The following is a 23,664-nucleotide window of genomic DNA, read 5'->3' as shown; positions in this document are numbered from 1 at the left end:
TTTAGCATCTAAAGAAATCATGGGTAAGGGCAGTTGGTTCGCTCGCTGAATTTCAGCGTAACAGCGGGCGATTTCAGGCTGAAACCAGGCGAGGAAAACACGGCTAAAACCTTGGCTGATGCCGTCAGCCAGACTCAACAACCTCTGGCGAATGCTCCCTGATTAAGCGTTGCCATGACGTAAAAAAACCCGCCAGCGTGGACGGGCCTGTTATCGACAGTGCATCACTAAAAGGTATGCGCTTTAACTCTGGCGGTATAACGCTATCACGTCCTCAAGGTCCGGCGTACGTGGGTTGCCGCCGGTACAGACATCATCCAGCGCGGCCTGTGCCAGTGCAGGAATATCCGCCTCTTTTAAGCCTACTTCACGCAGCGAGCGGGGAATACCCACATCGCGACAGAGCTGACGCACCGCGGCGACCGCCGCTTCCCGCGCCTGATCCAGCGATAATGTCTCGACCTGTTTCACACCCATTGCACGGGCAATGTCGCGATATTTTTCGCCAGTGCCTGAGGCATTCCACGCCATCACCTGCGGCAGCAAAATGGCATTGGCTACGCCGTGCGGGACATTGTAAAAGGCGCCCAGCGGGTGTGCCATGCCATGCACCAGACCAAGGCCGACATTAGAGAAACCCATACCGGCCACATATTGTCCCAGCGCCATCTGCTCAACCGCCTCAATATTCCCCGCCACCGATTCGCGCAGTGACTGGCTGATAATCTCAATGGCTTTGAGGTGCAGCATATCGGTCAGGGTCCAGGCTCCGCGTGTGATGTAGCCTTCAATGGCATGAGTAAGGGCATCAATACCAGTCGCAGCCTTCAGCGACGCTGGCATGCTCGCCATCATCTCCGCATCAATGATCGCCACTTTCGGAATGTCATGGGGATCGACACAGACAAACTTACGGCGATTCTCTTCATCGGTAATGACGTAATTAATCGTCACTTCTGCGGCGGTGCCTGCCGTGGTCGGGATGGCGATGATCGGCACGCACGGATGACGGGTGGGGCTGACGCCTTCCAGACTGCGGACATCTTCAAACTCAGGATTATTAATAATAATGCCGATCGCCTTGCTGGTATCCTGTGGTGAGCCACCGCCAATGGCGATCAGGTAGTCGGCACCTGACTCTCTGAACACCGCAACACCCTGCTGCACAACCCGAATGGTAGGATTCGGCACCACCTCATCATACACCGCCCAGTCAAGCTGATGTTGCGCCAGCAGATCGGTCACCCGCTTCAGCGCACCCGCCGCGACCAGCGCTTTGTCAGTGACGATCAGTGCTTTTCGCATCCCGCGACGTTGTACCTCTTCCGGCAAATGGCGCAAAGCACCAGCACCAAACCAGGCGGTTTCATTGAGAATCATACGTTGGGTCATCAAAACATCCTCTGTTAACAAATGAATTTTTACCATCCGTGATCTCCGGTTCATGTTCTGCTCAGAACCTCTCACTTTCAGGTAAAGACATTTGATAAAAATCAATCAATTAGTAAAAATCACTGTACCTGTGCCCGCTGGTTTTCGTGCGGTATGTCTGAAATCAGGCTACAGACCTGTTGATGGATTTCTCACTGTCGTCAGAGGTATGTAACACTGGGTCATCAGCAAACCCGCATGCCTATGAGGAAAGAAGACATGACCCGATTCGTAATGAATAAAAAGGATGATCTCGTCGACAGCGCGTTAGATGGCATGATTTACGCCAGCCCGTGGCGCAATCTGGTCCGGTTGCAGGTCGATCCGCGCATTCGCATCGTGATGCGTAATGACTGGCAAAAACAGCAGGTTGCGCTGATTTCCGGTGGCGGTTCAGGCCACGAACCGGCCCATGTCGGCTTTATCGGCAAAGGGATGCTGACGGCTGCCGTCTGTGGCGATGTTTTTGCTTCTCCCAGCGTTGACGCGGTGTACAACGCCATCATCAATATTACCGGTGAGGCGGGATGTCTGCTGATTGTGAAAAACTACACCGGAGATCGCCTCAACTTCGGTCTGGCGGCAGAAAAAGCGCGCAAAGCGGGATTCAGCGTCAATATGGTGATTGTCGGTGATGATGTTGCGTTGCCCGATAACCCTCAGCCACGCGGCGTAGCGGGCACGTTGCTGGTGCATAAAGTGGCGGGCTTCGTTGCAGAGCGGGGTGATGACCTGGCGGCGGTGACCGAGGCAGCAGAGGCAGCCAGTCGTGCTATCGCCACCATGGGCGTTGCGCTTTCAAGCTGCCATCTGCCGGATGAACAGACCGGCCAGCGGGTGCCAGACGGCAGCGTTGAAATGGGGCTGGGGATTCACGGCGAACCGGGCGTTGACGTCATGCAGACGCAAAACAGTCAGCAGATTGTGCAGCATCTGCTGGAGAAAGTGATGCCGGGCAACGATCAGCCACGTGCGCTGTTAGTCAATAATCTTGGCGGCATGTCCGCGCTGGAGATGAGTCTGGTCACGCGGGATCTGATTGAGTCGCCGCTAAGCCGTGGCAGTGATTATCTGATTGGCCCGGCTCCGCTGATGACCGCGCTGGACATGAAGGGCTTTTCCGTCACCGCCATGACGCTGACGCCGTTGTTCGAGGAGGCGATCTGCGCGCCGGTTGAGGTCACCGGCTGGGTTCAGGCGGTTAAAATCGCACCGCTGCAGCCGGTTAATGCGACAAAAGAGGCAACAGCGCATCCGGCGCAACCCTCAGATAACCCGACCGTCGCTGCGTTTGTTAACAGCATCTGTGAAACGCTGATCGCCAGCGAAAGCGAGCTGAACAAACTGGATGCGCAGGTCGGTGATGGCGATACCGGTTCGACCTTTGCTGCTGGCGCACGTCAGATCCAGCGCGAATGTGCAGATAATCAGCTGCCGTTAAATGCCTTGCCCGATCTGCTCGCGGTGACGGGTGAGCGACTGGCGACCGTGATGGGCGGCTCCAGCGGCGTACTGATGGCGATCTTTTTCACCGCTGCTGCGCAGCAGCTGGCCGAAGGCGATGCGCTGCCCGCGGCCCTGCAACAGGGTCTGGAGAAGATGAAGCAGTATGGCGGGGCACAACCAGGAGATCGTACGCTGATTGATGCGCTGCAACCGGCAATCGAGGCGCTGGTGGCGGGTAAATCGCTGGCAGAGGCGGCTGATGCGGCACAGCAGGGCAGTGATGCAACCGCCAGCATGGGGAAAGCAAAAGCGGGCCGATCATCTTATCTTAACAGTGCTAACCTCAACGGCGTGTCTGATCCGGGTGCCGTCGCTGTCGCCAGAGTCTTTGCGGCATTAAAAAAACTATAGTGCTGTCACGACGCTAAACGCGCCTGGAGAAAGGCCAGTAACTGGCGGTTTACTTCGCTGCGCTGACGGTGCTGCGGGTAAACCGCATTCAGGGAGAGCGGGGGCGGCAGATAGTCGTCCAGCACGGTCACCAGCTCACGGCGTTGCAGGGCTGTCTCAACGATAAAGGCGGGTAACAATACCAGTCCTAATCCTGCCAGTGCGGCATCACGCAGGACCTCGCCATTGTTACTCACCATCGGTCCCTGAACCGCCAGCCACTTCGGTTTACCATTGACCTGCAGTTCCCAGCCATTCTGACCTTCACGTCCGTAGCGCAGACAGGCGTGTTGCAGCAAGGCTTCTGGCTGCTGCGGCGTGCCAGCCCGTTCCAGATAGCGGGGGCTGCAGCAGATAACCCGCTTCAGCTCGCCGAGCGGACGGGCAATCAGCGTGGAATCAGCCAGCGTACCGATGCGAATCGCCATATCAACGCCTTCGCCAATCACATCGGCATAGCGGTCAGCCAGCTCAATATGAAACTGCAATGATGGATGGTGGCTCAGAAATTCGGCAATCAGGGGGGAGAGGTGGCTCATGCCAAAGGACATCGGCAGATTGATTCGGAAGGTGCCGCGCAGCGCCTGCTGCTGCTCTGACACCGCCAGTTGCGCTTCCTGAATCTCATCCAGAATGCGCTGAGCATGTTGCGCGAACAGTAAACCTGCATCCGTTACAGACAGCTTACGGGTGTTACGGATCAGCAATCGTACCCCCAATGATGCCTCCAGCGCAGCCATGCGGCGGCTGACATACTGTTTCGATAGCATCAGATGCTCAGCTGCTGCAGTAAAGTTACCAGCATGCATTACCGCAACGTAAATCCGGAGATCTTCAATCTGCATAGTGTCCACTTATCGGTGACAGTGACGATGATTCAGGCGTAACTTCAGCCAGAGGCGTTAACTTATATCGGGTAATGCGTCACAGGGCAACGCGTCAGCTTTATCAGCCAGCGCGACGGAGATCATAGATTTGCCGTTTCCTTACCCCTGAACTGGTGGTCAGTCGGGTCAATCGCGTTAAAGCCGTTATAGTAATCAGGCAGTGACGCAATCCATCCGGAACATAATCTCTTGATTAATCTGATAAGGAGTAGCTGGTGAAAAAATTACTCTGCGCGACGGTGCTGGCCGTTTTGCCAATGACCACGCTGGCGGCATCGGTATTTACGCTGCAATCACAGGACTTCAGCGATAATGCGCTACTGGATAAAAAGTTTGCCGGTGCCAATAAAAGCAATCCTTCCTGTACCGGTGAGAATATCTCTCCCGAATTGAACTGGTCTGCGATTCCGGCTGGCACCCGCAGTCTGGCTCTTCTGATGACCGATCCGGTCGGGGCCAAAGGGCTCGGCGTTACCCATATGGTGGCCTATAACATTCCCGCCAGCCGCTCGTCATTTGCGCAGGGGGCGCTGACAAAGGGCAAGGACTACACCGGCGGAAAAAATACCCCAGGGACGCTGCACTATTATGGCCCATGCCCGCCTGCAGGCAGTGGTCTGCATCACTATAACTTTGTGCTGATCGCCACCGATTTGCCGGTGGGTCAGTTGAAAGCGGGGTTAACCCAGGCAGAGCTGGTGGCACAGCTGAAAGGCCATGCGCTGGGCGCGGCCAGCACCGTCGGCCGCTTTAGCAATGAATGACCTGCACGTTTGCAGAGGCAGCGCTGAATAGCCTGCCTCCGCGCGCAGCGGGTCAGTCGCCACTAAACATCTCGCAGATGCGCGACGCAATGTGATGGGTGTGGGTCTCCAGCGCGAAGTGGCCGCTATCCAGCATCTCGACCACCGCCTGTGGATTATCGCGCTGCCAGGCCACGGCGCCCGGTGGTATAAAGAACGGATCGTGCCTGCCCCAGATCACCAGCGTTGGCACCTGCTGCTGGCGAAAGAACGCCTGAAATTCCGGATAACGTTTCAGATTACTGGCGTAATCCAGAAACAGGGCCTGCTGAATATCTTTGTTACCGGTGCGCTCCATCAGCAGGGTATCCAGGGTATAGGTTTCCGGGGCGATCTGCTGCGGATCGCGCACCCCATGCAGATACTGCCATTTCACCCCTTCCAGCGTCAGGATGGCGTCACGGATCACCTGACCATTTGCTTCGCTGGGATCGTCCCAGTAGGCGCGGACCGGCGCCCAGGCCTCTCCTAATCCCTCCAGATAGGCGTTACCGTTTTGTGATATCAGTCCGCTGACGCGATCGGGGTAAGCCAGCGCCAGTCGCAGACCGGCAGGTGCGCCATAGTCGAAAACATACATCGCATACCGTTCCAGTCCCAGTGCATCGACAAAGGCGGTCAGCGTCTGGCCAAGCGCATCGAAGGTCCAGGAATAGTTGCGCTCAGCAGGCACTTCAGTGAAGCCAAAGCCCGGCATATCGGGTGCGATGAGATGAAATTTATCGGCCAGAAGCGGGATCAGATTGCGGAACTGATGTGAAGAGGTGGGAAAGCCATGCAACAGCAGCAGTACCGGCAGGGAAGGATCGCCCGCTTCGCGATAGAAAATATTGATGCCATCGGCCTGCTGGTAACGGTACGAAATGGATTGATCACGCATGCTGAACTCCTGTAACTGGTTAAATGATATTTATGGGGTTACTAAGAGTCATTATGCAGCCAGGATGTAACCTGTCAAATCAATTTATAATGGTTACAATAAGTGCGGTGTAACTACTCAAATGGTCTTTTGTCGGTTACAGTGGCATCAACAGAGTTAACAAGGGAGGCAATATCATGGCGGAAACGCAATCACACACCGCCCAGGGACCGTGGTTTCTGGCCGATCATCCGGCGCTGGATTTCATCAATACCCTGGCCATCGTGGAGGGCCAGCCGCACGACTTCTGGCAAACCGATCAGGATGTTGAAGCCTGGCTACAGCAGGCCGGACTGGCACCAGACGCCCCGGCTCCGCAGCAAGAACCGGGTGCGCTGTTGGAAGCAGCGCGTCACTTACGTCAGATCATTCGTGACAACGTGCAGCAGCACAAAGCGGGAGAGGGCGTTGATATTCAGGCGCTGAACGCCTGGCTGGATGAAGCGACCAGCCATCTGCAAATAACCGGGGAGCCGGGCGCCTTAAAAATAAGGCGGGTCTATGCGGGCCAGAGCGTGATGCAGCGGCTGGGACAGGTTGCGGAACAGGCTGCGATGTTGCTGGCGCAGGAGGACTTCAGCAGAGTCCGTGGCTGTGAACATCCCGCCTGTACACTGTGGTTTTACGATCGCACCAAAGCGCATCGCCGCCGCTGGTGCAGCATGGCGCTGTGTGGCAATCGGGCGAAAGTCGCGCGTTTCAGGGCAGTTAAATCAGCTGGGTAAACAGATCGGACGGCAGATAAAAAAACACCCTGCAGAGCAGGGTGTCAGAGCAATTATTTCGCGGCGGTCGCTGATGGCTTGTGCCGCTTACGCAGCTTGTCGATCAGGCGATGCGCTTCCGCTTTGGTCGCCACCGCAGGAGATGAACCGGTCAGCGGTTGACGGGCTGTTTCACGTACCGTCAGGATAGTGAGCAGGCCAATCACGCCCGCGCCCATCATGTAGTAAGCCGGCATCATATTGTTTTTAGTGGTATCCACCAGCCACGCGGTAATCAGCGGTGTCGTACCCCCAAACAGCGAAACCGACAGGTTGAAGCCGATGGCCAGCGCACTGTAACGGATATCGGTAGTAAACAGCGCTGGCAGCGTCGAAGGCATAGTGCCGCTGAAGCAGGTGTGCAGTACACCCAGAATCATCAGGCCGCCAAATACCGCCCACATATTACCTGACCCGATCAGCATAAAGCTCGGGATGGCGAGCAGGATCAGACCCACCGCACCAAACGCAATTACCGGACGACGACCGATGCGGTCAGTCCAGCGACCCCACAGTAGCGTCAGCGGCATCATTACGAACATCGCCACCATCACCAGCAGCAGGCCACTTAACTCTGGCAGACCCAGCACGCCGGTCAGATAGCTCGGCATGTACGAGGTCAGCATGTAGTTAGAGACGTTAAACAGCAGCACCAGACCGATACATTTCATCATCGGTGCGCGGTATTTGCTCAGCATCTGCATCAGCGTCAGACGCGGCTTGCTTTGTTCCAGCGCTTCCTGTTTTTCCATGTGCTGCTGGAAGGCCGGAGTCTCTTCCAGCTTCAGTCGTACATAGAGACCAAACAGGCCCAGCGGCGCGGCGATAAAGAACGGCACGCGCCAGCCCCAGGACATCATCGCCTCATTCGACATCACGGTGGTCATCACCGTGACCAGGCTGGCACCCATCAGATAACCGCCGATGGTGCCGAATTCCAGGAAGCTGCCCATAAAGCCACGGCGTTTATCGGTGGAGTACTCCGCGATAAAGGTCGCTGCGCCGCCATATTCACCGCCGGTTGAGAAGCCCTGAATCAGACGTGCCACCAGCAGCAGAATCGGTGCCATGATGCCTATTGAAGAGTAAGCCGGGATCAGTCCGATACAGAACGTACCAATTGACATCATGATCATCGTCATCGCCAGCACTTTCTGCCGTCCGATGCGGTCACCCAGCGGGCCAAATACCAGGCCGCCAATCGGACGGACCAGGAAGGCCGCCGCAAACGTACCAAAGGTGGCGATCAGCTGCACCGCGTTGTTGGCATCCGGGAAGAAGACTTTGCCGATGATCACGGCGAGATAGCTGTATACGCCAAAGTCGAACCATTCCATCGCATTACCTAACGCAGCCGCGCCAACTGCCCGCTTCAGCATGTCGTTGTCGATTACGGTAATGTCGTCAACAGTCAGCTCTTTTTGCTTCCTGTTCCAGAAATGTTTCTTTGGGTGTTCAGACGATGAGTTTCTGGTGTCCATATTCTCCTCAGGTGCATCAATGAAGGAGTCTTATAGCTTTCGCAGCCGCAAACAATGTTCAGAAGAAACCGTGGAAATGAAAGCTATAAGAAGCCCAATAATTTTTAAGTGAAGCGGCAGAAACCGCAGCCGGTAAACTCTAGACTACGATTGTAAGTTTTTGCAAGTTTTCAGCCGAAATAACTGCATTTACTGACAAAACCAGCATGGTGAACTTATTCACACCTGCTTACGGGTCTGAATATTTGGTAATATTGTGCGGTTAGGGCTCTTCTTTTAGCTGGATCTTTTTTGCTCGGTTTGCAGTGCAATAGCCACCGAAATATATGCGCTCCGGCGCAGAGTAATCTGCGGGTTTATAGCCCGCGGCATGGTGGGATATTCCCATCCGTCGCATATCCATAGCAGGATTAGTTGGTAGTTAACGCATAAATGAAATGGCAGTGTAAGGCGATTCTATGCCAACAGAGTGTCAATCATGAGCGCGTTAACCACAGCAGAATTGCCGGTAATTGATTTCGCATTATTGTCAGGTAATCAACAGCAGCAGCAACAGGTCCTGGAAAAATTAAGCCAGGCCGCGCGTGATGTCGGCTTCTTCTATTTAATCAATCACGGCATCGACCGTGAATTATTAGATGAGGTTCAGCACGTCGCGCGGAAATTTTTTGCCCTGCCGCAGGCGGATAAATCCGCGGTGGCGATGGCTAACTCGCCGCATTTTCGCGGCTACAACCTGGCGGGCGTGGAAATAACCCGCAGCCAGCCCGACTATCGCGAGCAGTTTGATATTGGTGCGGAACGGGAAGCGCTGCCCGTTACCGCCGATTCACCCACCTGGCAACGGATGCAGGGGCCGAATCAGTGGCCTGAAGCCTTACCTGAACTGCAAACGGTGGTCACCCGCTGGCAGCAGCAGATGACAGCGGTGGCGCTCGAGCTGCTGCGCGCCTTTGCCGGGGCACTGAATCTGCCGCGCAACGCCTTCGATAACCTCTATGGCGACTATCCCAACGAACATATCAAACTGATCCGTTATCCGGGCCGCACGGAGGGCGAATCACGCCAGGGGGTTGGCGCGCACAAAGATTCAGGCTTTCTGACGATGTTACTGCAGGATGACCAGCCGGGCTTACAGGTGGAAGTGACGCCGGACAACTGGATCGATGCCTCGCCACTGCCGGGCGCGTTTGTGGTGAACATTGGCGAGCTGCTGGAACTGGCAACCAACGGTTATCTGCGCGCGACGGTGCATCGTGTGGTGTCGCCACCGCAGAGCAGCGAGCGCTTATCCATCGCCTTTTTCCTGGGCGCGCAACTCGACGCCGTGGTGCCGATCTATCAACTGCCTCCTCAACTGGCTGAACTGGCACAGGGACCGAGCAGCGATCCGCTTAACCCGCTGCTGCGCGAAGTGGGCTGGAACTACCTTAAAGGCCGGTTGCGTTCGCATCCGGAAGTCGCCCGGCGTTTCTACCCTGAACACAACACCCACTGATAACGATAAGAGATAAATGATGATGATTAAAAAGCGCTTTCTGGCCCTGGCCGGTCTTTCACTGCTGATTGCCCAGAGTTTACAGGCCGCGCCGCTGCGCGTAGCGGCCGATCCGCTGCCCCATGCGGAAATCCTGGAGTATGTCAAAACCCTGGACCCGAAACTGGATCTCAAAATTGTTGAGCTGAGCGGGGGCGTGAATGCCAATGAGCTGCTGGCCGCCGGGGATGTGGATGCCAACTACTTCCAGCATCTGCCTTACCTGAAAGATCAGGAGAAGGCGCTGGGGAAAACCTTTGCCGTGGCCGCCAGTGTTCACATCGAGCCGCTGGGTATCTATTCGCGTAAGGTGAAAAGTTTAGCGGCGCTACCTGAAGGGGCCAGCATTGCGGTACCGAACAACACCACTAACCTGAGCCGCGCACTCTGGCTGTTGCAGGACAAAGGGGTGATCAAACTCAACGCGCAGGGTGAAACGGGTTCGACGCTGGTGACGCCGAAAGATATCAGTGAGAACCCGAAGAAAATTAAGATCGTTGAGATTGAGTCGCCGCAGCTGCCACGCTCGCTGGATGATGTGGATGCCGCGATTATCAACGGCAACTACGCGCTGGAAGCCGGTCTGACCCCGGCGAAAGATGCGCTGGGACTGGAGTCTGCAGCACATAATCCCTACGCCAACCTGCTGGTAACGACGCCAGAACTGGCGAAAGATCCCCGCGTGTTACAGCTGGCGAAAGATCTGCGCTCGCCGCAGGTAGCGGAGTTTATCCGTAAAAATTATCAGGGCTCAGTGATTCCGGTCGCGGACCAGCAGCATGATTAAACTCAGTCATCTCAGCAAACAGTATCCTGGCGCATCTGCGCCAGCGTTAGAGGACATCTCACTCACCATCGAAGAGGGGACCATCTTTGGCATCCTCGGCCGGAGCGGAGCGGGCAAAAGTACACTATTGCGCTGCCTCAATCGGCTGGAGAGTCCCACCAGCGGCCTGATTGAAATCGACGGGCAGGATCTTGCCGCGATGAGCCTGGCGCAACTGCGTCAGCAGCGACAGCAGATGGGGATGATCTTCCAGCACTTCAATCTGCTGCATTCGCGCAACGTGCAGGACAACGTCGATCTGGCGCTGGAGATTGCCGGTGTGCCTGCGGCTGAACGCCGCGAGCGGTTCGCATCGCTGCTGAAACTGGTGGGTCTGGCCTCTTTTGCGGCGGCCTGGCCGTCGCAGCTCTCCGGTGGACAGAAACAGCGCGTCGGCATCGCCCGCGCGCTGGCCGCCCGACCCCGTTATCTGCTGTGCGATGAGGCGACCAGCGCGCTGGATCCCGAAACCACCACCTCGATTCTCGATCTGCTGGCCGATATTCAGCAGCAGCTCAATATCACCATTGTATTGATCACCCATGAAATGGCGGTGGTGAAGCGGATTTGTGACGGAGCGGCGCTGCTTGAAAATGGCCAGCTGGTTGAGAGCGGCAGCCTGAGCCAGATCATGGGACGTGAAGAGGGACGCCTGCGCAAAATGCTGCTGAAGGATGGCGAAGCAGACCGGGCGTTTATCGAAAAATATCAGCGTGAGGCATTAACCCGATGCGTAGCATGAGTAGTGAGCGGTTTCAGGAACTGCTGCTGAACGCCACTGGCGAAACATTGTATATGGTGTTGCTGGCGGCCCTTTTCACGGTCGCGATAGGGCTACCGGTGGGCGTGCTGCTGTTTCTGACCCGGCCAAAAGGCATTCTGCCCAATCGCGCGATTTCACTGCTGCTGAATACGCTGGTAAATACCGGACGCGCCTTGCCGTTTGTGGTGCTGCTGATTGCGCTGATCCCCTTTACCCGTCTGCTGGTCGGCACCACGCTGGGCAGCACTGCCGCCATTGTGCCGATTACGCTGGGGGCATTTCCCTTTTTTGCCCGCATCGTGGAGAACGCGCTGGATGAGGTCGACCGCGGCCGTATAGAAGCGGTGGTATCAATGGGCGGCACCCTGTGGCATATCGTCAGCCGTGTGCTGCTGCCGGAAGCGCTTCCCGCGCTGGTGGCGGGCGTTACCCTGACGATTGTGATGCTGATTGGCTTCTCGGCGATGGCGGGTGTGGTTGGCGGTGGCGGGCTGGGCGATCTGGCAATTCGCTACGGTTATCAGCGCTTCGATAACCAAATCATGGCGGCCACCATTGTGGTGCTGCTGGCGCTGGTGATGCTGATTCAGAAACTCGGCGACCGGCTGGTGCGCTCGCTGGCATATCGTCGATAAGGAGCAACCATGTTTCGCGTGATGTCGCCACAAGGCTATCTGCAACGGCCAGGGCTGCGGGCCGGGGTGGGAGAAATTATCCGGCCGCTTGCCTCGCATATTCACATCCTTACCTCGCCGCGCGCCTGGCAGGCGGCGATTAACGCGGACAGGGTGAGACAGATTGCGCAGCAGATCCATTTCCCCTCTGCCAGTCTGGCGCATCTTCCCTTTACGTTCGATCAGCATCTGCTGGAGCAGGCCTTGCTGGTGACGGCTGCTTTTAAACAGTAAATGCGGTCAGCGAATCGATCAGTGGTCGCCGCTTGCTAACCTACCAATAGTAACTTACCTTTAGTAGATTAATGGCTAATCAGGTAAGGTGACGACGATGCATGCATTAATAGTGACTTCCCATCCCAATCAGGACGCTCACACCAACCGCGTGGCGGACCAGCTGGCGCAGGGCATTATCGCGACAGGCCACCATACGGCTGAACAGGCCGATCTTGCAGCAGAAGGGTTTGATCCGCGTTTTACGCTCAGCGATCACAGACATTTCAACGGTCTGGCGCCGACGCCACCCGATGTGCTGGCAGAACAGCAGCGGCTGGATCGTGCCGATGCGCTGGTGCTGGTCTATCCGGTCTACTGGTGGTCATTTCCGGCACAGCTTAAAGGCTGGATAGACCGCGTCTTCATCGCGGGCTGGGCCTTTGATGAGCAGGATGACCATATCGTAAAACGCCTCGGCCATCTTCCCGTTCATCTGGTTGCGATTGGCTCGGCGGATACCCGAACCTTTCTGCGGCGCGGCTATTTCGCCAGCATGCGGAATCAGATCGATCACGGCATCTTTGACTATTGCGGTGCGCCGGTGGTGACCAGTGAACTGTTGCTTAGCGGCGATGAAGGTTATCCTGAGTCACACTATCAGCTGGCGCATCAACTGGGCCAGCGTCTGTTCGCCCATCAGGAAAAACATGACCGTTGAAAAAACACCCCGTAAGCGTCTGTCACGCGAAGCACGACGCAGGCAGTTATCAGACGTCGCGTGGCAGATAATGCAAACCGAAGGCAGCGAGGCACTGACGCTGGCCAGAGTCGGCGACGCGGCGGGGGTCAGTAAACCGGTGGTTTATGACCACTTCACCACCCGTCATGGATTGCTGGCGGCATTGTATGACGATTTTGATCGTCGCCAGACCGAAAAGATGGAAGCGGCGATGAATGCCGCGCCGAAGGTGATGGAACAAAAAGCGGAAGTGCTTGCGGCCTGTTATGTAGATTGTGTGATGACGGAAGGGCGTGAAATTCCTGAGTTGCTGTCAGCGCTCAGCACCTCACCGGAACTGGCTGCCGTCAAACGCCACTATCAGCTCGACTTTATCGCCCGCTGTCAGCGCTGGTTTGCCCCTCTGGCAGGCAGCAGCGGTATTCCGGAAGCAGGCATGTGGGGCTTGCTGGGGGGCGCGGATGCCATCGCAGGCGCGGTGGCACGGGGCGATGTCAGCAAACCGGAAGGAGAGCAGGCGATCACTGCCATGGTTGTGGCACTGGTGGCAGGCAGCCGTGCGTCGGAATCGAATTAGCATAAAAAAGGCGGCCCGCAGGCCGCCGAATCCTTCAACCACAACAGGCGTTGTGTAAGTAGTGGCAACGTACAATGATGATCGTTTTAGCCTTTCACCCCGCCCGCGGTTAAACCGCTCACCAGCCAGCGCTGCGCCAGCAGGAATACCAGGGTGATGGGAATCGCGGAGAGCACCGCCGCGGCGGCGAAATCGCCCCACAGATAGTTCTGCGGATTGAGGTACTGCTGCATCCCGACCGCCAGGGTGTAGCTGTTTACATCGCGCAGCAGCAGCGAGGCGACCGGCACTTCAGTCACCGCGGCGATAAACGCCAGAATAAACACCACCGCCAGAATCGGCACCGACAGCGGCAGCAGCACCAGCCGGAACGCCTGCCACGGCGTTGCGCCATCCAGCGCGGCGGCCTCTTCCAGTGACCCGTCGATAGTTTCGAAATAGCCTTTGATGGTCCATACATGCAGCGCGATACCGCCCAGATAGGCGAAGATCACCCCACCGTGGGTATTCAGCCCGATAAAGGGCAGATACTGGCCGAGACGATCAAACAGAGCATAGAGCGCCACCAGCGACAGCACCGCCGGGAACATCTGAAAAATCAGCATCCCTTTCAGCAGACTGGCACGGCCGGTAAAGCGCATACGGGCAAACGCATAGGCGCAGGTGGTAGAGAGCGCCACGATGCCCAGCGCACTGATTGCCGCAATCTTGATCGAGTTCCATAACCAGAGCAGCACCGGGAAGGGCGGCGGTGTCACCCGGCCATCCGCATGTTCCACGCTGAAACCCAGCGCCAGCCGCCAGTGCTCCCACGAGATCTGCTCCGGGATCAGGCTGCCGGTGGCGAAGTTCCCGGCACGCAGCGAAATCGCAATCACCATCAGCAGGGGAAAGAGAATCGCCGCGATAAATAACAGCAGCAGCAGATGCGTGGTGAACAGACGCAGCCGTTGCGATTTCGGTTGTACCATAGCCATAACAACTCCTCAGAGCCTGGTCCATCAGGCTATTTTATTTGTCAGTCTGAACCCGGGTAGTGCTCACAATCCTCACCTCCCAGGTTCCGGTTGTTCCACGCTCTTCGCGTCCGGACTGCCTGCAACCATGACGCCTGTCGGGCCAGGCGCTTAGTCGAATTTCATTCGCGAGGCTTTCAGGTTAATCACCGCCAGCGCACCCACCAGCAGGAAGATCAACGTGGCAATGGCAGCAGCCAGACCAAAGTCCTGCCCGCCGCCGCCTTCAAAGGCGATGCGCCAGGTGTAGTTCACCAGCAAATCGGTATAACCGGCTGGCGTGGTGGTGCCGAGGCGATCCGGCCCGCCGTTGGTGAGTAACTGCACCAGAACAAAGTTATTAAAGTTAAAGGCAAAGCTGGCGATCATCAGCGGCATCAGTGGTTTCAGCAGCAGCGGCAGGGTAATCAGGAAGAAGTTCTGCAGCGGTCCCGCACCGTCCATCGCCGAGGCTTCATAGAGATCGTCCGGAATCGCCTTCAGCAGCCCCATACAGAGGATCATCATGTAGGGATAACCGAGCCAGGTGTTGACGATAATCAGCATGGTGCGCGCCAGCGTCGGGTCGCTGAACCAGGCGGGCTTCACGCCAAACAGCGCGCTGAGCATCACGTTGATTTCACCAAAGCTCTGGTTAAACAGTCCTTTGAAAATCAGGATCGAGATAAACGCAGGCACGGCATAGGGCAGAATCAGCATCACCCGATAGACCGCTTTGCCGCGCAACGCCTCCCACTGCACCAGACAGGCCAGCACCATGCCCACCGCGACGGTCAGCACCACGGTGATCAGCGAGAAGAGTAGCGTCCAGCCAAATATCGCCAGGAACGGCTTCTGAATCCCTTCGTCAGTAAACACCCGCACGAAGTTTTTCCAGCCGGTATTCACGGTAAAGCCGGGACTTAAGGATTCGTTTGCCCAACTGCCGTCGGCGTTAATCGCCTGGTAGAAACCAGTCTGCGGATTTGCGCGATAGCGCGCGTTACTCTGCTGGTTGATCAGCTCATCCTGCGTGCCAACCCGATAGAGTGGCTGGGTGCCGGAGAACTGGCGCAGCGAACTCATCCGCAACTGACGACCATCCGGCAGTTCAGCCCGGATCTGACTCAGTGCCTGACGATGGGTCGTAATCGCTCTGAAGTTCGCCCGTTCACCTGACGGTGGTGCGGCAGGGGTCATTTTCAGCGTCTGTTCAGCGCCAAACTGAAACGGCGGTGAAACATAGTCTTTGCCATCATTCAGCACTAACTGCCAGCGATCGCCGGCCGGGAACAGAGAAAAACTGACCGCTTCACCCGACTGGAAGGTGCGGCTCAGCAAAACCTGCTGCGCCCGTTCAAAGGTGAGCTGGTTGCTGCTGCTGTAGTTGGTAAAGGCAATGGCAATCGTGCAGGCGAGAGGGAACAGCACAAACAGCGCCATTCCCGCCACGCCGGGATAGACATAACGCCACGCGTACGCGCGACGGTTAGCAAAAATCCACAGTCCGGTCGCACTGAGGATCAGCGTCAGCAACGCAAACAGATATTCGCCCTGCGCGTACATCAGCACCAGCAGATAGCCGACCAGCAGACAGCAGATCCCGATGAGAACGCTTTTCAACAGCACACTGCGCGTTTTCGGTTTTCCTGACATGATGCGGTTTTCCTTAACGGTCACTCAAGCCGGGTTGCCCCGGCTGCAAGGGGAGAATTACTTCTTCAGACGAGCCTGAGCATCTTTCAGTGCGGCGTCGACGCTCTGACGACCGCCCAGCGCGTTCAGGGTGGCGGTGCGCATCGCATACCAGAATGCCGCCATCTGCGGGATATTTGGCATGATGTCACCCTGACGGGCGTTGTTCATGGTGGCGGCGATACGCGAATCTTTTTCCAGCGTCTGCTGGAAAGATTTCAGCGCCACGGCACCCAGCGGCTTATCTTTGTTGACCGCCTCCAGACCGGTGTCAGTCAGCAGATAATTCTCCAGGAACTCTTTCGCCAGCTCTTTGTTAGGACTGGCGGCGTTGATCCCGGCACTCAGCACGCCGACAAAAGCTTTCGACGGTTTACCGTTCAGGGTTGGCAATTCGGTGACGCCATAGTCGATGCCGCTTTTGTCGAGGTTGCCCCACGCCCACGGACCATTAATGGTCATGGCGGTTTCGCCCTTGTTAAAGGCGGCCTCAGCAATCGAATAATCGGTGTCCGCATTCAGGGTTTTGGCTTTAACCTGATCGACCAGGAACTGCATGCCCGCTTTAGCTCCGGCGTTATCGACGCCGACATCTTTCACGTCATAATGACCGTCGGTGAGCTTAAAGGCGTAAGCCCCGCCTGCGGCCAGCAGCGGCCAGGTGAAGTAGGGTTCCTGCAGGTTAAACATGATGGCGCTTTTGCCTTTGGCGCGCAGTTGCTTGTCGAGACCGGCAATCTCTTCCCAGGTTTTTGGCGGGTTCGGCAGTAACTTCTTGTTGTAGATCAGTGACAGCGACTCAACGGAAATCGGATAGCCAATCAGCTTGCCGTCAAAGCGCACCGCGTCCCAGGTGAACGGGAAAATCTTCTCGCGGAAGCTGGCATCCGGCGTGATCTCAGCCAGCAGGCCGGACTGCGCATAGCCGCCGAAACGGTCATGTGCCCAGAAGATAATATCCGGGCCATCGCCGGTCGCTGCGACCTGCGGATACTTCTCTTCCATTTTGTCAGGATGTTCGACCGTAACTTTGATGCCGGTCTCCTGCTCAAATTTCTTACCCACTTCGGCAAGGCCGTTGTAGCCCTTGTCACCGTTGATCCAGATGACCAGTTTACCTTCCTCAATTTTTGCCATCGCGCTGGCCGAAAAGAGCACGGCAGAGAGGGCAGAAAGGGCCAGAATTCTTGCTCCGGTTTTCATCGTCATAAATCCATCCTGTTAGCGGAAGTGGTGAATGCTGTACCGGCATCATTGTGCTTATCCGCCAGGGCTTCTCATCCTCCTCTGCTCTACGCCCCTCGGCCTGCCGCTGTGATCGCGCTGGCAAAAAGCCCCTTAAGCGGGCGCTTACGCGGCAAAAATTCCTGCGGGTCTGCGTTAGCGATCACAAAAAAGCGCGGCAGCGTGCGGGCCGCGGCGTCAGCCCGCGTTTCTCCTCCTCCCGCCTCCTCCCCCAGTGGATTGCATTGCGGTGGAGGATGTTACCTTCTGTTTCCTCTTGCATAGTGAGCCCCGGAACTCGTCTGCCGCTGGGCAGACACGACTATGCAGCTAAGAGGGAAGGGATCATGGCGAGCGTTGTGTTACGCAATGTCACGAAAGCCTGGGGCGATACGGTGGTGTCGAAAGATATCGATCTCACTATTCGTGAAGGGGAATTTGTTGTTTTCGTCGGCCCATCAGGCTGTGGCAAGTCGACGCTGCTGCGCATGATTGCCGGACTGGAGACCATCACCAGCGGCGAGCTGTTAATCGGCGAGCGGCGCATGAATGAAGTGCCGCCCGCCGAACGCGGCATCGGCATGGTGTTTCAGTCCTATGCGCTCTATCCCCATCTGTCGGTGGCAGAGAACATGTCTTTTGGCCTGAAACTGGCCGGGGTGAAAAAAGCGGAGATCCAGCAGCGGGTTAATCAGGTGGCGGAGATTCTGCAACTGGCGCATCTGCTCGATCGCCGGCCTAAAGCCCTCTCTGGCGGGCAGCGTCAGCGCGTGGCGATTGGCCGCACGCTGGTGGCGGAACCGCGCGTCTTCCTGCTGGATGAACCGCTGTCGAACCTTGACGCCGCGCTGCGCGTTCAGATGCGGATTGAGATCTCCCGTCTGCATAAGCGCCTGAAGCGCACCATGATTTACGTGACCCACGATCAGATCGAAGCGATGACGCTGGCCGACAAAATCGTGGTGCTGGACGCCGGACGCATTGCGCAGGTCGGCAAGCCGCTTGAGCTGTACCACTATCCCGCCAACCGCTTTGTCGCCGGTTTTATCGGCTCACCAAAAATGAATTTCCTGCCGGTCAAAGTGACCGCCACCGCCATCGATCAGGTTCAGGTGCGGCTGCCGAATCAGCAGCTGGTCTGGCTGCCGGTTGACAGCGCCGGTGTGCAGGTCGGCAGCAACATGTCACTGGGTATTCGCCCGGAACATCTGCTCTCCAGCGATATCGCCGACGTCACCCTGGAAGGGGAAGTGCAGGTGGTGGAACAGCTGGGGCATGAAACACAGATCCACATTGAGATTCCCGCTATCCGTCAGAACCTGGTCTACCGCCAGGAGGACGTCGTGCTGGTAAAAGAGGGCGCCATCCTCGGTATTGGCCTGCCGCCCGAGCGTTGTCACCTGTTCCGCGAGGACGGGAGCGCGTGCCGCAGGCTGTATCAGGAGCCGGGTGTATAGCCCTGCCAAAAACAATAAAAGCAATGACCTCAGGAGATAGAAAATGTTAACTCTGCGCAAACTTCCCATCGCCGTTGCCGTCGCGGTGGGAACCCTCTCCGCCCCGACGATGGCGGTTGATTTTACCGGTTACGCCCGTTCCGGCATTGGCTGGACCGGCAGCGGTGGTGAACAGCAATGTTTCCAGGCCACCGGCGCCCAAAGTAAATACCGTCTGGGCAACGAATGTGAAACCTACGCCGAACTGAAGTTAGGCCAGGAAGTGTGGAAAGAGGGCGACAAAAGCTTCTATTTCGACACCAACGTGGCTTACTCCGTGGCACAGCAGAATGACTGGGAAGCCACATCGCCCGCCTTCCGTGAAGCCAACGTAAAAGGTAAAAACCTGATCGACGCGCTGCCAGGCTCTACCATCTGGGCCGGTAAGCGTTTCTATCAGCGTCATGACGTCCATATGATCGACTTCTACTACTGGGATATCTCGGGCCCAGGTGCCGGTCTGGAAGATGTCGATCTCGGCTTCGGTAAACTCTCTTTCGCCGCAACCCGTTCGTCTGAAGCGGGCGGCTCTTACACCTTCTCCAGCGATCGTATCCGTGACTTCGCCACCAGCACTGCCAACGACGTGTTTGATGTGCGTCTGGCCGGTCTGGAAACCAACACCAACGGCGTGCTGGAGCTGGGTGTCGACTACGGTCGTGCCAACGCCCGTGACGACTATCGTCTGGAAGAGGGTGCCTCTAAAGATGGCTGGATGTTCACTGCTGAACATACCCAGAGCATGCTGAAGGGCTACAACAAATTCGTGCTGCAATATGCCACCGATGCGCTGACCTCTCAGGGCAAAGGCGTGCCGCAGGGCACCAGCCTCAACAACAATGGTGACATGTATCGCATCCTCGACCACGGTGCGATCTCACTGGCCGAAAGCTGGGATCTGATGTACGTCGCTATGTACCAGAACATCGATCTGGACAACAACCGCGGCACCGAGTGGTACACCGTGGGTGTGCGTCCGATGTACAAATGGACGCCGATTATGAGCACGTTGCTGGAACTGGGCTACGACAACGTCAAATCGCAGCAGGCTAACGAGCGCAACGGCCAGTACAAAGTAACGCTGGCGCAGCAGTGGCAGGCGGGCGACAGCATCTGGTCACGTCCGGCTTTGCGTTTGTTCGCGACCTACGCCAAATGGGATGAAAAGTGGGGTTACAACAAAGATAACTCAGGCGATCTCACCACCTTCGCCTCTGCGGACACCAGCGGCAACGGCATCCTGACCAACAGCCGTGGTAAAGACGATGAAGTGACCTTCGGCGCGCAGATGGAAATCTGGTGGTAAGCCAGCACCTTTTCTGACAGGCGCGCCTGCGCCTGATGGATCTCTTTGGTCGCGGTGTGCCATTGCCTGGTTCACGCCGCGACCTGCAATAAGGTAGACATAATGAAAATGAAAAAACTGGCTGCACTCTGCCTGAGTGCGGCGTTACTGACAGGACACGCGCTTCCCGCCCTGGCGGATGTCAATCTGGTGCCGCAGGATCTCTCGTCCGCACCGGTCGTGGCACCCGAGACACTGCAACGCCTGAGCTGGCAACCGCTGGCTGCTTCTCAGACACAGACCACAAAACTTGCTAACAGCGGACAGACGCTGAATGCGCCACACATTGCCGGTCCGGTCGCGGCCTACAGTCTGCCCGCCAATATCGGCGAACTGACGCTCACGCTGAGCAGTGAAGTGGCGAACGGTCAGGTTTTCGCACCGAACGTGCTGGTGCTGGATGAAAACCTGCGTCCTGCGGCCTGGTTCCCCAGCCGCTACTTTACCTATCAGAAGCCGGGCGTGATGGCGGCAGATCGGCTGGAAGGGGTGATGAAATTAACCCCGGCGCTGGGTCAGCAAAAAATCTACCTGCTGGTGTTCACCACCGACAGCGATCTGACACAAACCACCACGCTGCTTGACCCGGCCAAGGCCTACGCCCAGGGCACCGGTCATGCGGTACCGGATATTCCCGATCCCGTCGCCCGCCACAGCCGGGAAGGGACAATCAAGCTGAAGATGCAGACCAGCTCCGGCTCATCCATTCTGGTCGGGCCGCTGTTTGGTTCATCCGGCCCGAGCGCGGTGACCGTCGGCAATACCGCACCGGCGTCCGCGTACAGCGCAGCACCGGCGCCTGCACCCTCAGCAGCGCCCGCGCCAAAAGCCCGTGCGGAACCGATCATGAGCGATACCGAGAGTTACTTTAACCAGAAGATCAGACAGGCGGTGAACAGCGGTAATATCGATAAGGCGCTGAAACTGCTGGATGAAGCCGAGCGGCTGGGTTCCACCTCTGCCCGGCAGACCTTTATCAGTAGTGTTAAAGGCAAGGGGTGAAACTGCCCCGACAATACTGATGTTGTTCCATCTGGTGCGCTGCGGCGCACCTTTTTTTGTTAAAGAGCTCCTGATTGCAGGGCATTGCTGTTAAAGCAATCCCAGGATTGGGCGAAGATAAATGCTTAAATTCATTAAATCCTGAACAGAATCCGGTTTGTTTTTCAGACGCTCGTGCTCAGGGTGATCTTATCACTGTTGAGAGGCGCTGATTACAGTAGCAGAGTGCGAGCCGTTGGCGGCCCGCACGCTGTAATAACTGAAAATTATGTAAAACAGGCTGCGTCAGAGACGAATCTGAGTCGCGCGTTAACCTTCAATCGCGCAGTAGTCGCTTTCGGCGTGCCGTCAGATCACGCAGCAGCGTGTCAGTGGCAGGATCGCTGAACAGCGTTTCCAGCGTGGCGCTGAGCTTGCGTCGCCAGTTCGGATATTCATCGCTGGTGCCCGGAATATTGACCGGCGCCGCCATATCCAGCCAGTCCTCCGGTTGCAGTCCCAGCAGGGCGCTGTGGCTATCAGCCAGATAGCGCTGCATCGCCCGGTTTAATGCCTTGCTCATGCCGGTGCGACGTGCATCGCGCCCGGCACGTTTCGGCAGGGCACCGACCCGATGCAGACTCTGCAGCAGCGCCTGCTTCGCCCGCAGCCGATCCTGATACAGCCCGGCCAGCACCACTTTGTCGGGATAGAGGCCGAGTTGCGCGCCGGTGGTCAAATCATCGCTCTGCCACCAGCCACGCAGCGTCGGAAGATCGTGAGTGGTCGCGACCGCCATTGCCTGCCGTGGCCATTCGGCGGGCGGACGAAAACGCTGGCCTGACTCCTGCTCAAAATAGAGCACCTTATAGGAGTAGACCCCGCCATCGCGCAGCTTATCGACAATCGCTTCTGGCACCGTACCGAGATCTTCACCAATTACCATGCAGCGATGACGCTGACTTTCCAGCGCCAGAATCGCCAGCAGATCGTCGATGGGATAGTGCACATAAGCACCGTGCATGGCACGCTCACCGGCCGGAATCCACCACAGCCGCATTAGCGCCATCACATGGTCAATGCGCAGTGCGCCGCAGTGGCGCATGCTGGCGCGCAGCAGGGCGATCCATGGCTCCCAGGCGCGCTGACGCATCACCTGCGGATCCATGGGCGGCAATCCCCAGTCCTGGCCGCGCGGGCCGAGAATATCGGGCGGCGCACCGATGCTGGCATCCATGCAGTAGAGATCGCGCTCGCTCCAGGTCTCTGCACCACCCTGCGCAACACCCACCGCCAGATCGCGGTAAAGTCCAATCGGCATCTGCTGCTGCTGGCAGATGTCCCAGCAGTCGGCAAACTGCTTCGCGGCCAGCCACTGCAGCCAGAGCCAGAAGCGCACCTGATCGGCGTGCTGTTGCAGGAAGGCCTGCACGGCCGGACTGCCGGGATCCTGCAACGCCTCCGGCCACACCGGCCAGCCCCAGCGCTCACTATCCTGCGCTATCTGATCGGCGTGCAGCGCATCAAACAGCGCCTGATGCTGAAGACTCTCGCCTCCTTCACGTATAAATCTATTAAACGCCTGCACCTCGGGATCGCTGGCGTCACGCTGAGTAAACTGCGGCCACGCCAGCCTCAGCGCGTCAATTTTCATCCGGGTCACCGCCGCATAATCGACCCATTCTGCTGCGCGAGCCTGCTCCAGCGCCTGCTCTGTTTCCGGACGATGCCACCAGGCCTGAGCGGCAGCGCTCTGCCGGAAATCAGTGACTGCGCCCACGTCGATGTAGAGAACATTGAGCCAGCGCCTGGACGAGGGGCTGTAAGGGCTGGCACTCTCCGGGCTGGAGGGAAACAGCGCATGGATAGGGTTAAGACCGATAAACGCGCCGCCGCGTGCAGCGACCTCCGGCAGCATCCGGCGCAGATCGCCAAAGTCGCCTATTCCCCAGTTTTCCGCCGAACGCAGGGTATAGAGCTGCACGCAGGCGCCCCATAATGACTCACCTGCCAGCAGGGCCGGGGGTTCATAACAGCGGGCCGGGGCAATTATTATCCGGCACGACCACTGCTGCGCGCCCTGTTGCAGCGTCAGCTGATGATAGCCTTCCGGCAGCGGCGGCAGATGCAGCGGCTGAGCGGGCTGGCAGCGACCTGAGCTGATTTCACCCGCTTCACTGGTGAGATGCCAGTGGGCATCGTCAGCGAGCTGTGGCGACAGGCTCAGCAGATCGCCGCTGCGAAAAATCACCACCGGTGGCAGCGGCGTGCTCAGCGAATGGGAAGGCTGCATCACCGCCAGCAAACGCTGGCGGGTCAGAGTCGGGATCGCCTGTGGCTTGCCGTGAGCATTGATATACTCAGCGGCGATGCCCGCCCGGGAGAAATCGTCCATAACCGGATCTGTTTTCATGG

The 23,664-nt window shown here is 57.4% G+C and carries 21 protein-coding genes; 13 read left to right on the top strand and 8 right to left on the bottom strand.

Features of this window, described 5'->3' with window-relative positions:
• Positions 1–243: 243 nt before the first annotated feature.
• The gene (fucO, locus tag FOV68_RS11795; RefSeq protein WP_115764794.1) at positions 244–1,392 is read right to left on the bottom strand and encodes a lactaldehyde reductase; all 1,149 of its coding nucleotides are present in this window, start codon (positions 1,390–1,392) and stop codon (positions 244–246) included.
• A 258-nt stretch (positions 1,393–1,650) separates the two neighbouring features.
• Here fucO and FOV68_RS11790 point away from each other — a divergent pair, with 258 nt between their 5' ends.
• Complete coding sequence (locus FOV68_RS11790; RefSeq protein WP_039388962.1) at positions 1,651–3,288, top strand: dihydroxyacetone kinase subunit DhaK; 1,638 nt, start codon at positions 1,651–1,653, stop codon at positions 3,286–3,288.
• Between the two features lie 5 nt (positions 3,289–3,293).
• Here the strand turns inward: FOV68_RS11790 and FOV68_RS11785 are convergent, their stop codons facing one another.
• Positions 3,294–4,172, bottom strand: coding sequence for a LysR family transcriptional regulator (locus FOV68_RS11785; RefSeq protein WP_039388964.1), 879 nt, complete (start codon positions 4,170–4,172; stop codon positions 3,294–3,296).
• A 257-nt stretch (positions 4,173–4,429) separates the two neighbouring features.
• On the opposite strand from FOV68_RS11785, the gene FOV68_RS11780 reads away from it, so the two are divergent.
• Positions 4,430–4,978, top strand: a complete 549-nt coding sequence (locus FOV68_RS11780) for a YbhB/YbcL family Raf kinase inhibitor-like protein (RefSeq protein ID WP_010247409.1) — start codon at positions 4,430–4,432, stop codon at positions 4,976–4,978.
• Between the two features lie 52 nt (positions 4,979–5,030).
• On the opposite strand, the gene FOV68_RS11775 is transcribed toward FOV68_RS11780, so the two are convergent.
• Positions 5,031–5,897, bottom strand: coding sequence for an alpha/beta fold hydrolase (locus FOV68_RS11775; protein WP_143990918.1), 867 nt, complete (start codon positions 5,895–5,897; stop codon positions 5,031–5,033).
• A 176-nt stretch (positions 5,898–6,073) separates the two neighbouring features.
• On the opposite strand from FOV68_RS11775, the gene FOV68_RS11770 reads away from it, so the two are divergent.
• Positions 6,074–6,661, top strand: coding sequence for an ABATE domain-containing protein (locus FOV68_RS11770; protein WP_143990917.1), 588 nt, complete (start codon positions 6,074–6,076; stop codon positions 6,659–6,661).
• Between the two features lie 53 nt (positions 6,662–6,714).
• Here FOV68_RS11770 and proP read toward each other — a convergent pair whose 3' ends face one another.
• Positions 6,715–8,181: a glycine betaine/L-proline transporter ProP gene (proP, locus tag FOV68_RS11765; RefSeq protein ID WP_031594435.1), complete on the bottom strand. Its 1,467-nt coding sequence runs from the start codon at positions 8,179–8,181 to the stop codon at positions 6,715–6,717.
• 478 nt (positions 8,182–8,659) lie between these two features.
• On the opposite strand from proP, the gene FOV68_RS11760 reads away from it, so the two are divergent.
• The 7 genes from FOV68_RS11760 (at position 8,660) to FOV68_RS11730 (ending at position 13,513) form a co-directional block, all read left to right on the top strand.
• A complete protein-coding gene (locus tag FOV68_RS11760; RefSeq protein WP_033760224.1) occupies positions 8,660–9,679 on the top strand; it encodes an isopenicillin N synthase family oxygenase in 1,020 nt (339 codons plus the stop codon).
• A 22-nt stretch (positions 9,680–9,701) separates the two neighbouring features.
• On the top strand, positions 9,702–10,505 hold the full coding sequence (locus tag FOV68_RS11755) for a MetQ/NlpA family ABC transporter substrate-binding protein (protein ID WP_010670746.1): 804 nt from the start codon (positions 9,702–9,704) through the stop codon (positions 10,503–10,505).
• The gene (locus tag FOV68_RS11750; protein ID WP_143990916.1) at positions 10,498–11,286 is read left to right on the top strand and encodes a methionine ABC transporter ATP-binding protein; all 789 of its coding nucleotides are present in this window, start codon (positions 10,498–10,500) and stop codon (positions 11,284–11,286) included. The genes FOV68_RS11755 and FOV68_RS11750 overlap by 8 nt, the downstream gene beginning before the upstream one ends.
• Positions 11,274–11,942, top strand: coding sequence for a methionine ABC transporter permease (locus tag FOV68_RS11745; protein WP_022624728.1), 669 nt, complete (start codon positions 11,274–11,276; stop codon positions 11,940–11,942). Before FOV68_RS11750 ends, FOV68_RS11745 begins: the two co-directional genes overlap by 13 nt.
• 9 nt (positions 11,943–11,951) lie before the next feature.
• Entirely contained in the window at positions 11,952–12,215 is a 264-nt protein-coding gene (locus FOV68_RS24380) for a hypothetical protein (protein WP_069026672.1), read from the top strand.
• A 97-nt stretch (positions 12,216–12,312) separates the two neighbouring features.
• Positions 12,313–12,915, top strand: coding sequence for an NAD(P)H-dependent oxidoreductase (locus tag FOV68_RS11735; RefSeq protein ID WP_143990915.1), 603 nt, complete (start codon positions 12,313–12,315; stop codon positions 12,913–12,915).
• The gene (locus FOV68_RS11730; protein ID WP_109651153.1) at positions 12,905–13,513 is read left to right on the top strand and encodes a TetR/AcrR family transcriptional regulator; all 609 of its coding nucleotides are present in this window, start codon (positions 12,905–12,907) and stop codon (positions 13,511–13,513) included. Before FOV68_RS11735 ends, FOV68_RS11730 begins: the two co-directional genes overlap by 11 nt.
• A gap of 86 nt (positions 13,514–13,599) precedes the next feature.
• Here FOV68_RS11730 and malG read toward each other — a convergent pair whose 3' ends face one another.
• The 3 genes from malG to malE form a co-directional block, all read right to left on the bottom strand.
• On the bottom strand, positions 13,600–14,490 hold the full coding sequence (gene malG / locus FOV68_RS11725; RefSeq protein WP_010247369.1) for a maltose ABC transporter permease MalG: 891 nt from the start codon (positions 14,488–14,490) through the stop codon (positions 13,600–13,602).
• A gap of 150 nt (positions 14,491–14,640) precedes the next feature.
• The gene (gene malF, locus FOV68_RS11720) at positions 14,641–16,164 is read right to left on the bottom strand and encodes a maltose ABC transporter permease MalF (RefSeq protein ID WP_143990914.1); all 1,524 of its coding nucleotides are present in this window, start codon (positions 16,162–16,164) and stop codon (positions 14,641–14,643) included.
• A 57-nt stretch (positions 16,165–16,221) separates the two neighbouring features.
• Positions 16,222–17,412, bottom strand: coding sequence for a maltose/maltodextrin ABC transporter substrate-binding protein MalE (gene malE, locus FOV68_RS11715; RefSeq protein ID WP_031594249.1), 1,191 nt, complete (start codon positions 17,410–17,412; stop codon positions 16,222–16,224).
• 362 nt (positions 17,413–17,774) lie between these two features.
• On the opposite strand from malE, the gene malK reads away from it, so the two are divergent.
• The 3 genes from malK (at position 17,775) to malM (ending at position 21,270) form a co-directional block, all read left to right on the top strand.
• A complete protein-coding gene (gene malK, locus FOV68_RS11710) occupies positions 17,775–18,884 on the top strand; it encodes a maltose/maltodextrin ABC transporter ATP-binding protein MalK (protein ID WP_039388984.1) in 1,110 nt (369 codons plus the stop codon).
• 43 nt (positions 18,885–18,927) lie between these two features.
• Positions 18,928–20,229 carry a maltoporin gene (locus FOV68_RS11705; protein ID WP_143990913.1) on the top strand — a complete coding sequence of 434 codons (1,302 nt, stop codon included), beginning with the start codon at positions 18,928–18,930 and terminating at the stop codon, positions 20,227–20,229.
• A gap of 102 nt (positions 20,230–20,331) precedes the next feature.
• Positions 20,332–21,270: a maltose operon protein MalM gene (gene malM, locus FOV68_RS11700; protein ID WP_039388987.1), complete on the top strand. Its 939-nt coding sequence runs from the start codon at positions 20,332–20,334 to the stop codon at positions 21,268–21,270.
• Between the two features lie 316 nt (positions 21,271–21,586).
• Here the strand turns inward: malM and malQ are convergent, their stop codons facing one another.
• The gene (gene malQ, locus FOV68_RS11695) at positions 21,587–23,662 is read right to left on the bottom strand and encodes a 4-alpha-glucanotransferase (RefSeq protein WP_143990912.1); all 2,076 of its coding nucleotides are present in this window, start codon (positions 23,660–23,662) and stop codon (positions 21,587–21,589) included.
• Positions 23,663–23,664 lie beyond the last annotated feature (2 nt).

This window comes from Pantoea sp. paga (genome assembly GCF_007558755.1).
GTDB classification, from domain to species: Bacteria; Pseudomonadota; Gammaproteobacteria; order Enterobacterales; family Enterobacteriaceae; genus Pantoea; species Pantoea agglomerans.
This window is presented reverse-complemented; position numbering and strand designations above follow the sequence as displayed.

Bases quoted from the DNA above. Each gene is read 5' to 3' on its own strand.
- fucO (WP_115764794.1), bottom strand. From the start codon at position 1,392: ATGACCCAACGTATGATTCTCAATGAAACCGCCTGGTTTGGTGCTGGT.
- FOV68_RS11790 (WP_039388962.1), top strand. From the start codon at position 1,651: ATGACCCGATTCGTAATGAATAAAAAGGATGATCTCGTCGACAGCGCG.
- FOV68_RS11785 (WP_039388964.1), bottom strand. From the start codon at position 4,172: ATGCAGATTGAAGATCTCCGGATTTACGTTGCGGTAATGCATGCTGGT.
- FOV68_RS11775 (WP_143990918.1), bottom strand. From the start codon at position 5,897: ATGCGTGATCAATCCATTTCGTACCGTTACCAGCAGGCCGATGGCATC.
- FOV68_RS11770 (WP_143990917.1), top strand. From the start codon at position 6,074: ATGGCGGAAACGCAATCACACACCGCCCAGGGACCGTGGTTTCTGGCC.
- proP (WP_031594435.1), bottom strand. From the start codon at position 8,181: ATGGACACCAGAAACTCATCGTCTGAACACCCAAAGAAACATTTCTGG.
- FOV68_RS11760 (WP_033760224.1), top strand. From the start codon at position 8,660: ATGAGCGCGTTAACCACAGCAGAATTGCCGGTAATTGATTTCGCATTA.
- FOV68_RS11755 (WP_010670746.1), top strand. From the start codon at position 9,702: ATGATTAAAAAGCGCTTTCTGGCCCTGGCCGGTCTTTCACTGCTGATT.
- FOV68_RS11750 (WP_143990916.1), top strand. From the start codon at position 10,498: ATGATTAAACTCAGTCATCTCAGCAAACAGTATCCTGGCGCATCTGCG.
- FOV68_RS11745 (WP_022624728.1), top strand. From the start codon at position 11,274: ATGCGTAGCATGAGTAGTGAGCGGTTTCAGGAACTGCTGCTGAACGCC.
- FOV68_RS24380 (WP_069026672.1), top strand. From the start codon at position 11,952: ATGTTTCGCGTGATGTCGCCACAAGGCTATCTGCAACGGCCAGGGCTG.
- FOV68_RS11735 (WP_143990915.1), top strand. From the start codon at position 12,313: ATGCATGCATTAATAGTGACTTCCCATCCCAATCAGGACGCTCACACC.
- FOV68_RS11730 (WP_109651153.1), top strand. From the start codon at position 12,905: ATGACCGTTGAAAAAACACCCCGTAAGCGTCTGTCACGCGAAGCACGA.
- malG (WP_010247369.1), bottom strand. From the start codon at position 14,490: ATGGCTATGGTACAACCGAAATCGCAACGGCTGCGTCTGTTCACCACG.
- malF (WP_143990914.1), bottom strand. From the start codon at position 16,164: ATGTCAGGAAAACCGAAAACGCGCAGTGTGCTGTTGAAAAGCGTTCTC.
- malE (WP_031594249.1), bottom strand. From the start codon at position 17,412: ATGACGATGAAAACCGGAGCAAGAATTCTGGCCCTTTCTGCCCTCTCT.
- malK (WP_039388984.1), top strand. From the start codon at position 17,775: ATGGCGAGCGTTGTGTTACGCAATGTCACGAAAGCCTGGGGCGATACG.
- FOV68_RS11705 (WP_143990913.1), top strand. From the start codon at position 18,928: ATGTTAACTCTGCGCAAACTTCCCATCGCCGTTGCCGTCGCGGTGGGA.
- malM (WP_039388987.1), top strand. From the start codon at position 20,332: ATGAAAATGAAAAAACTGGCTGCACTCTGCCTGAGTGCGGCGTTACTG.
- malQ (WP_143990912.1), bottom strand. From the start codon at position 23,662: ATGAAAACAGATCCGGTTATGGACGATTTCTCCCGGGCGGGCATCGCC.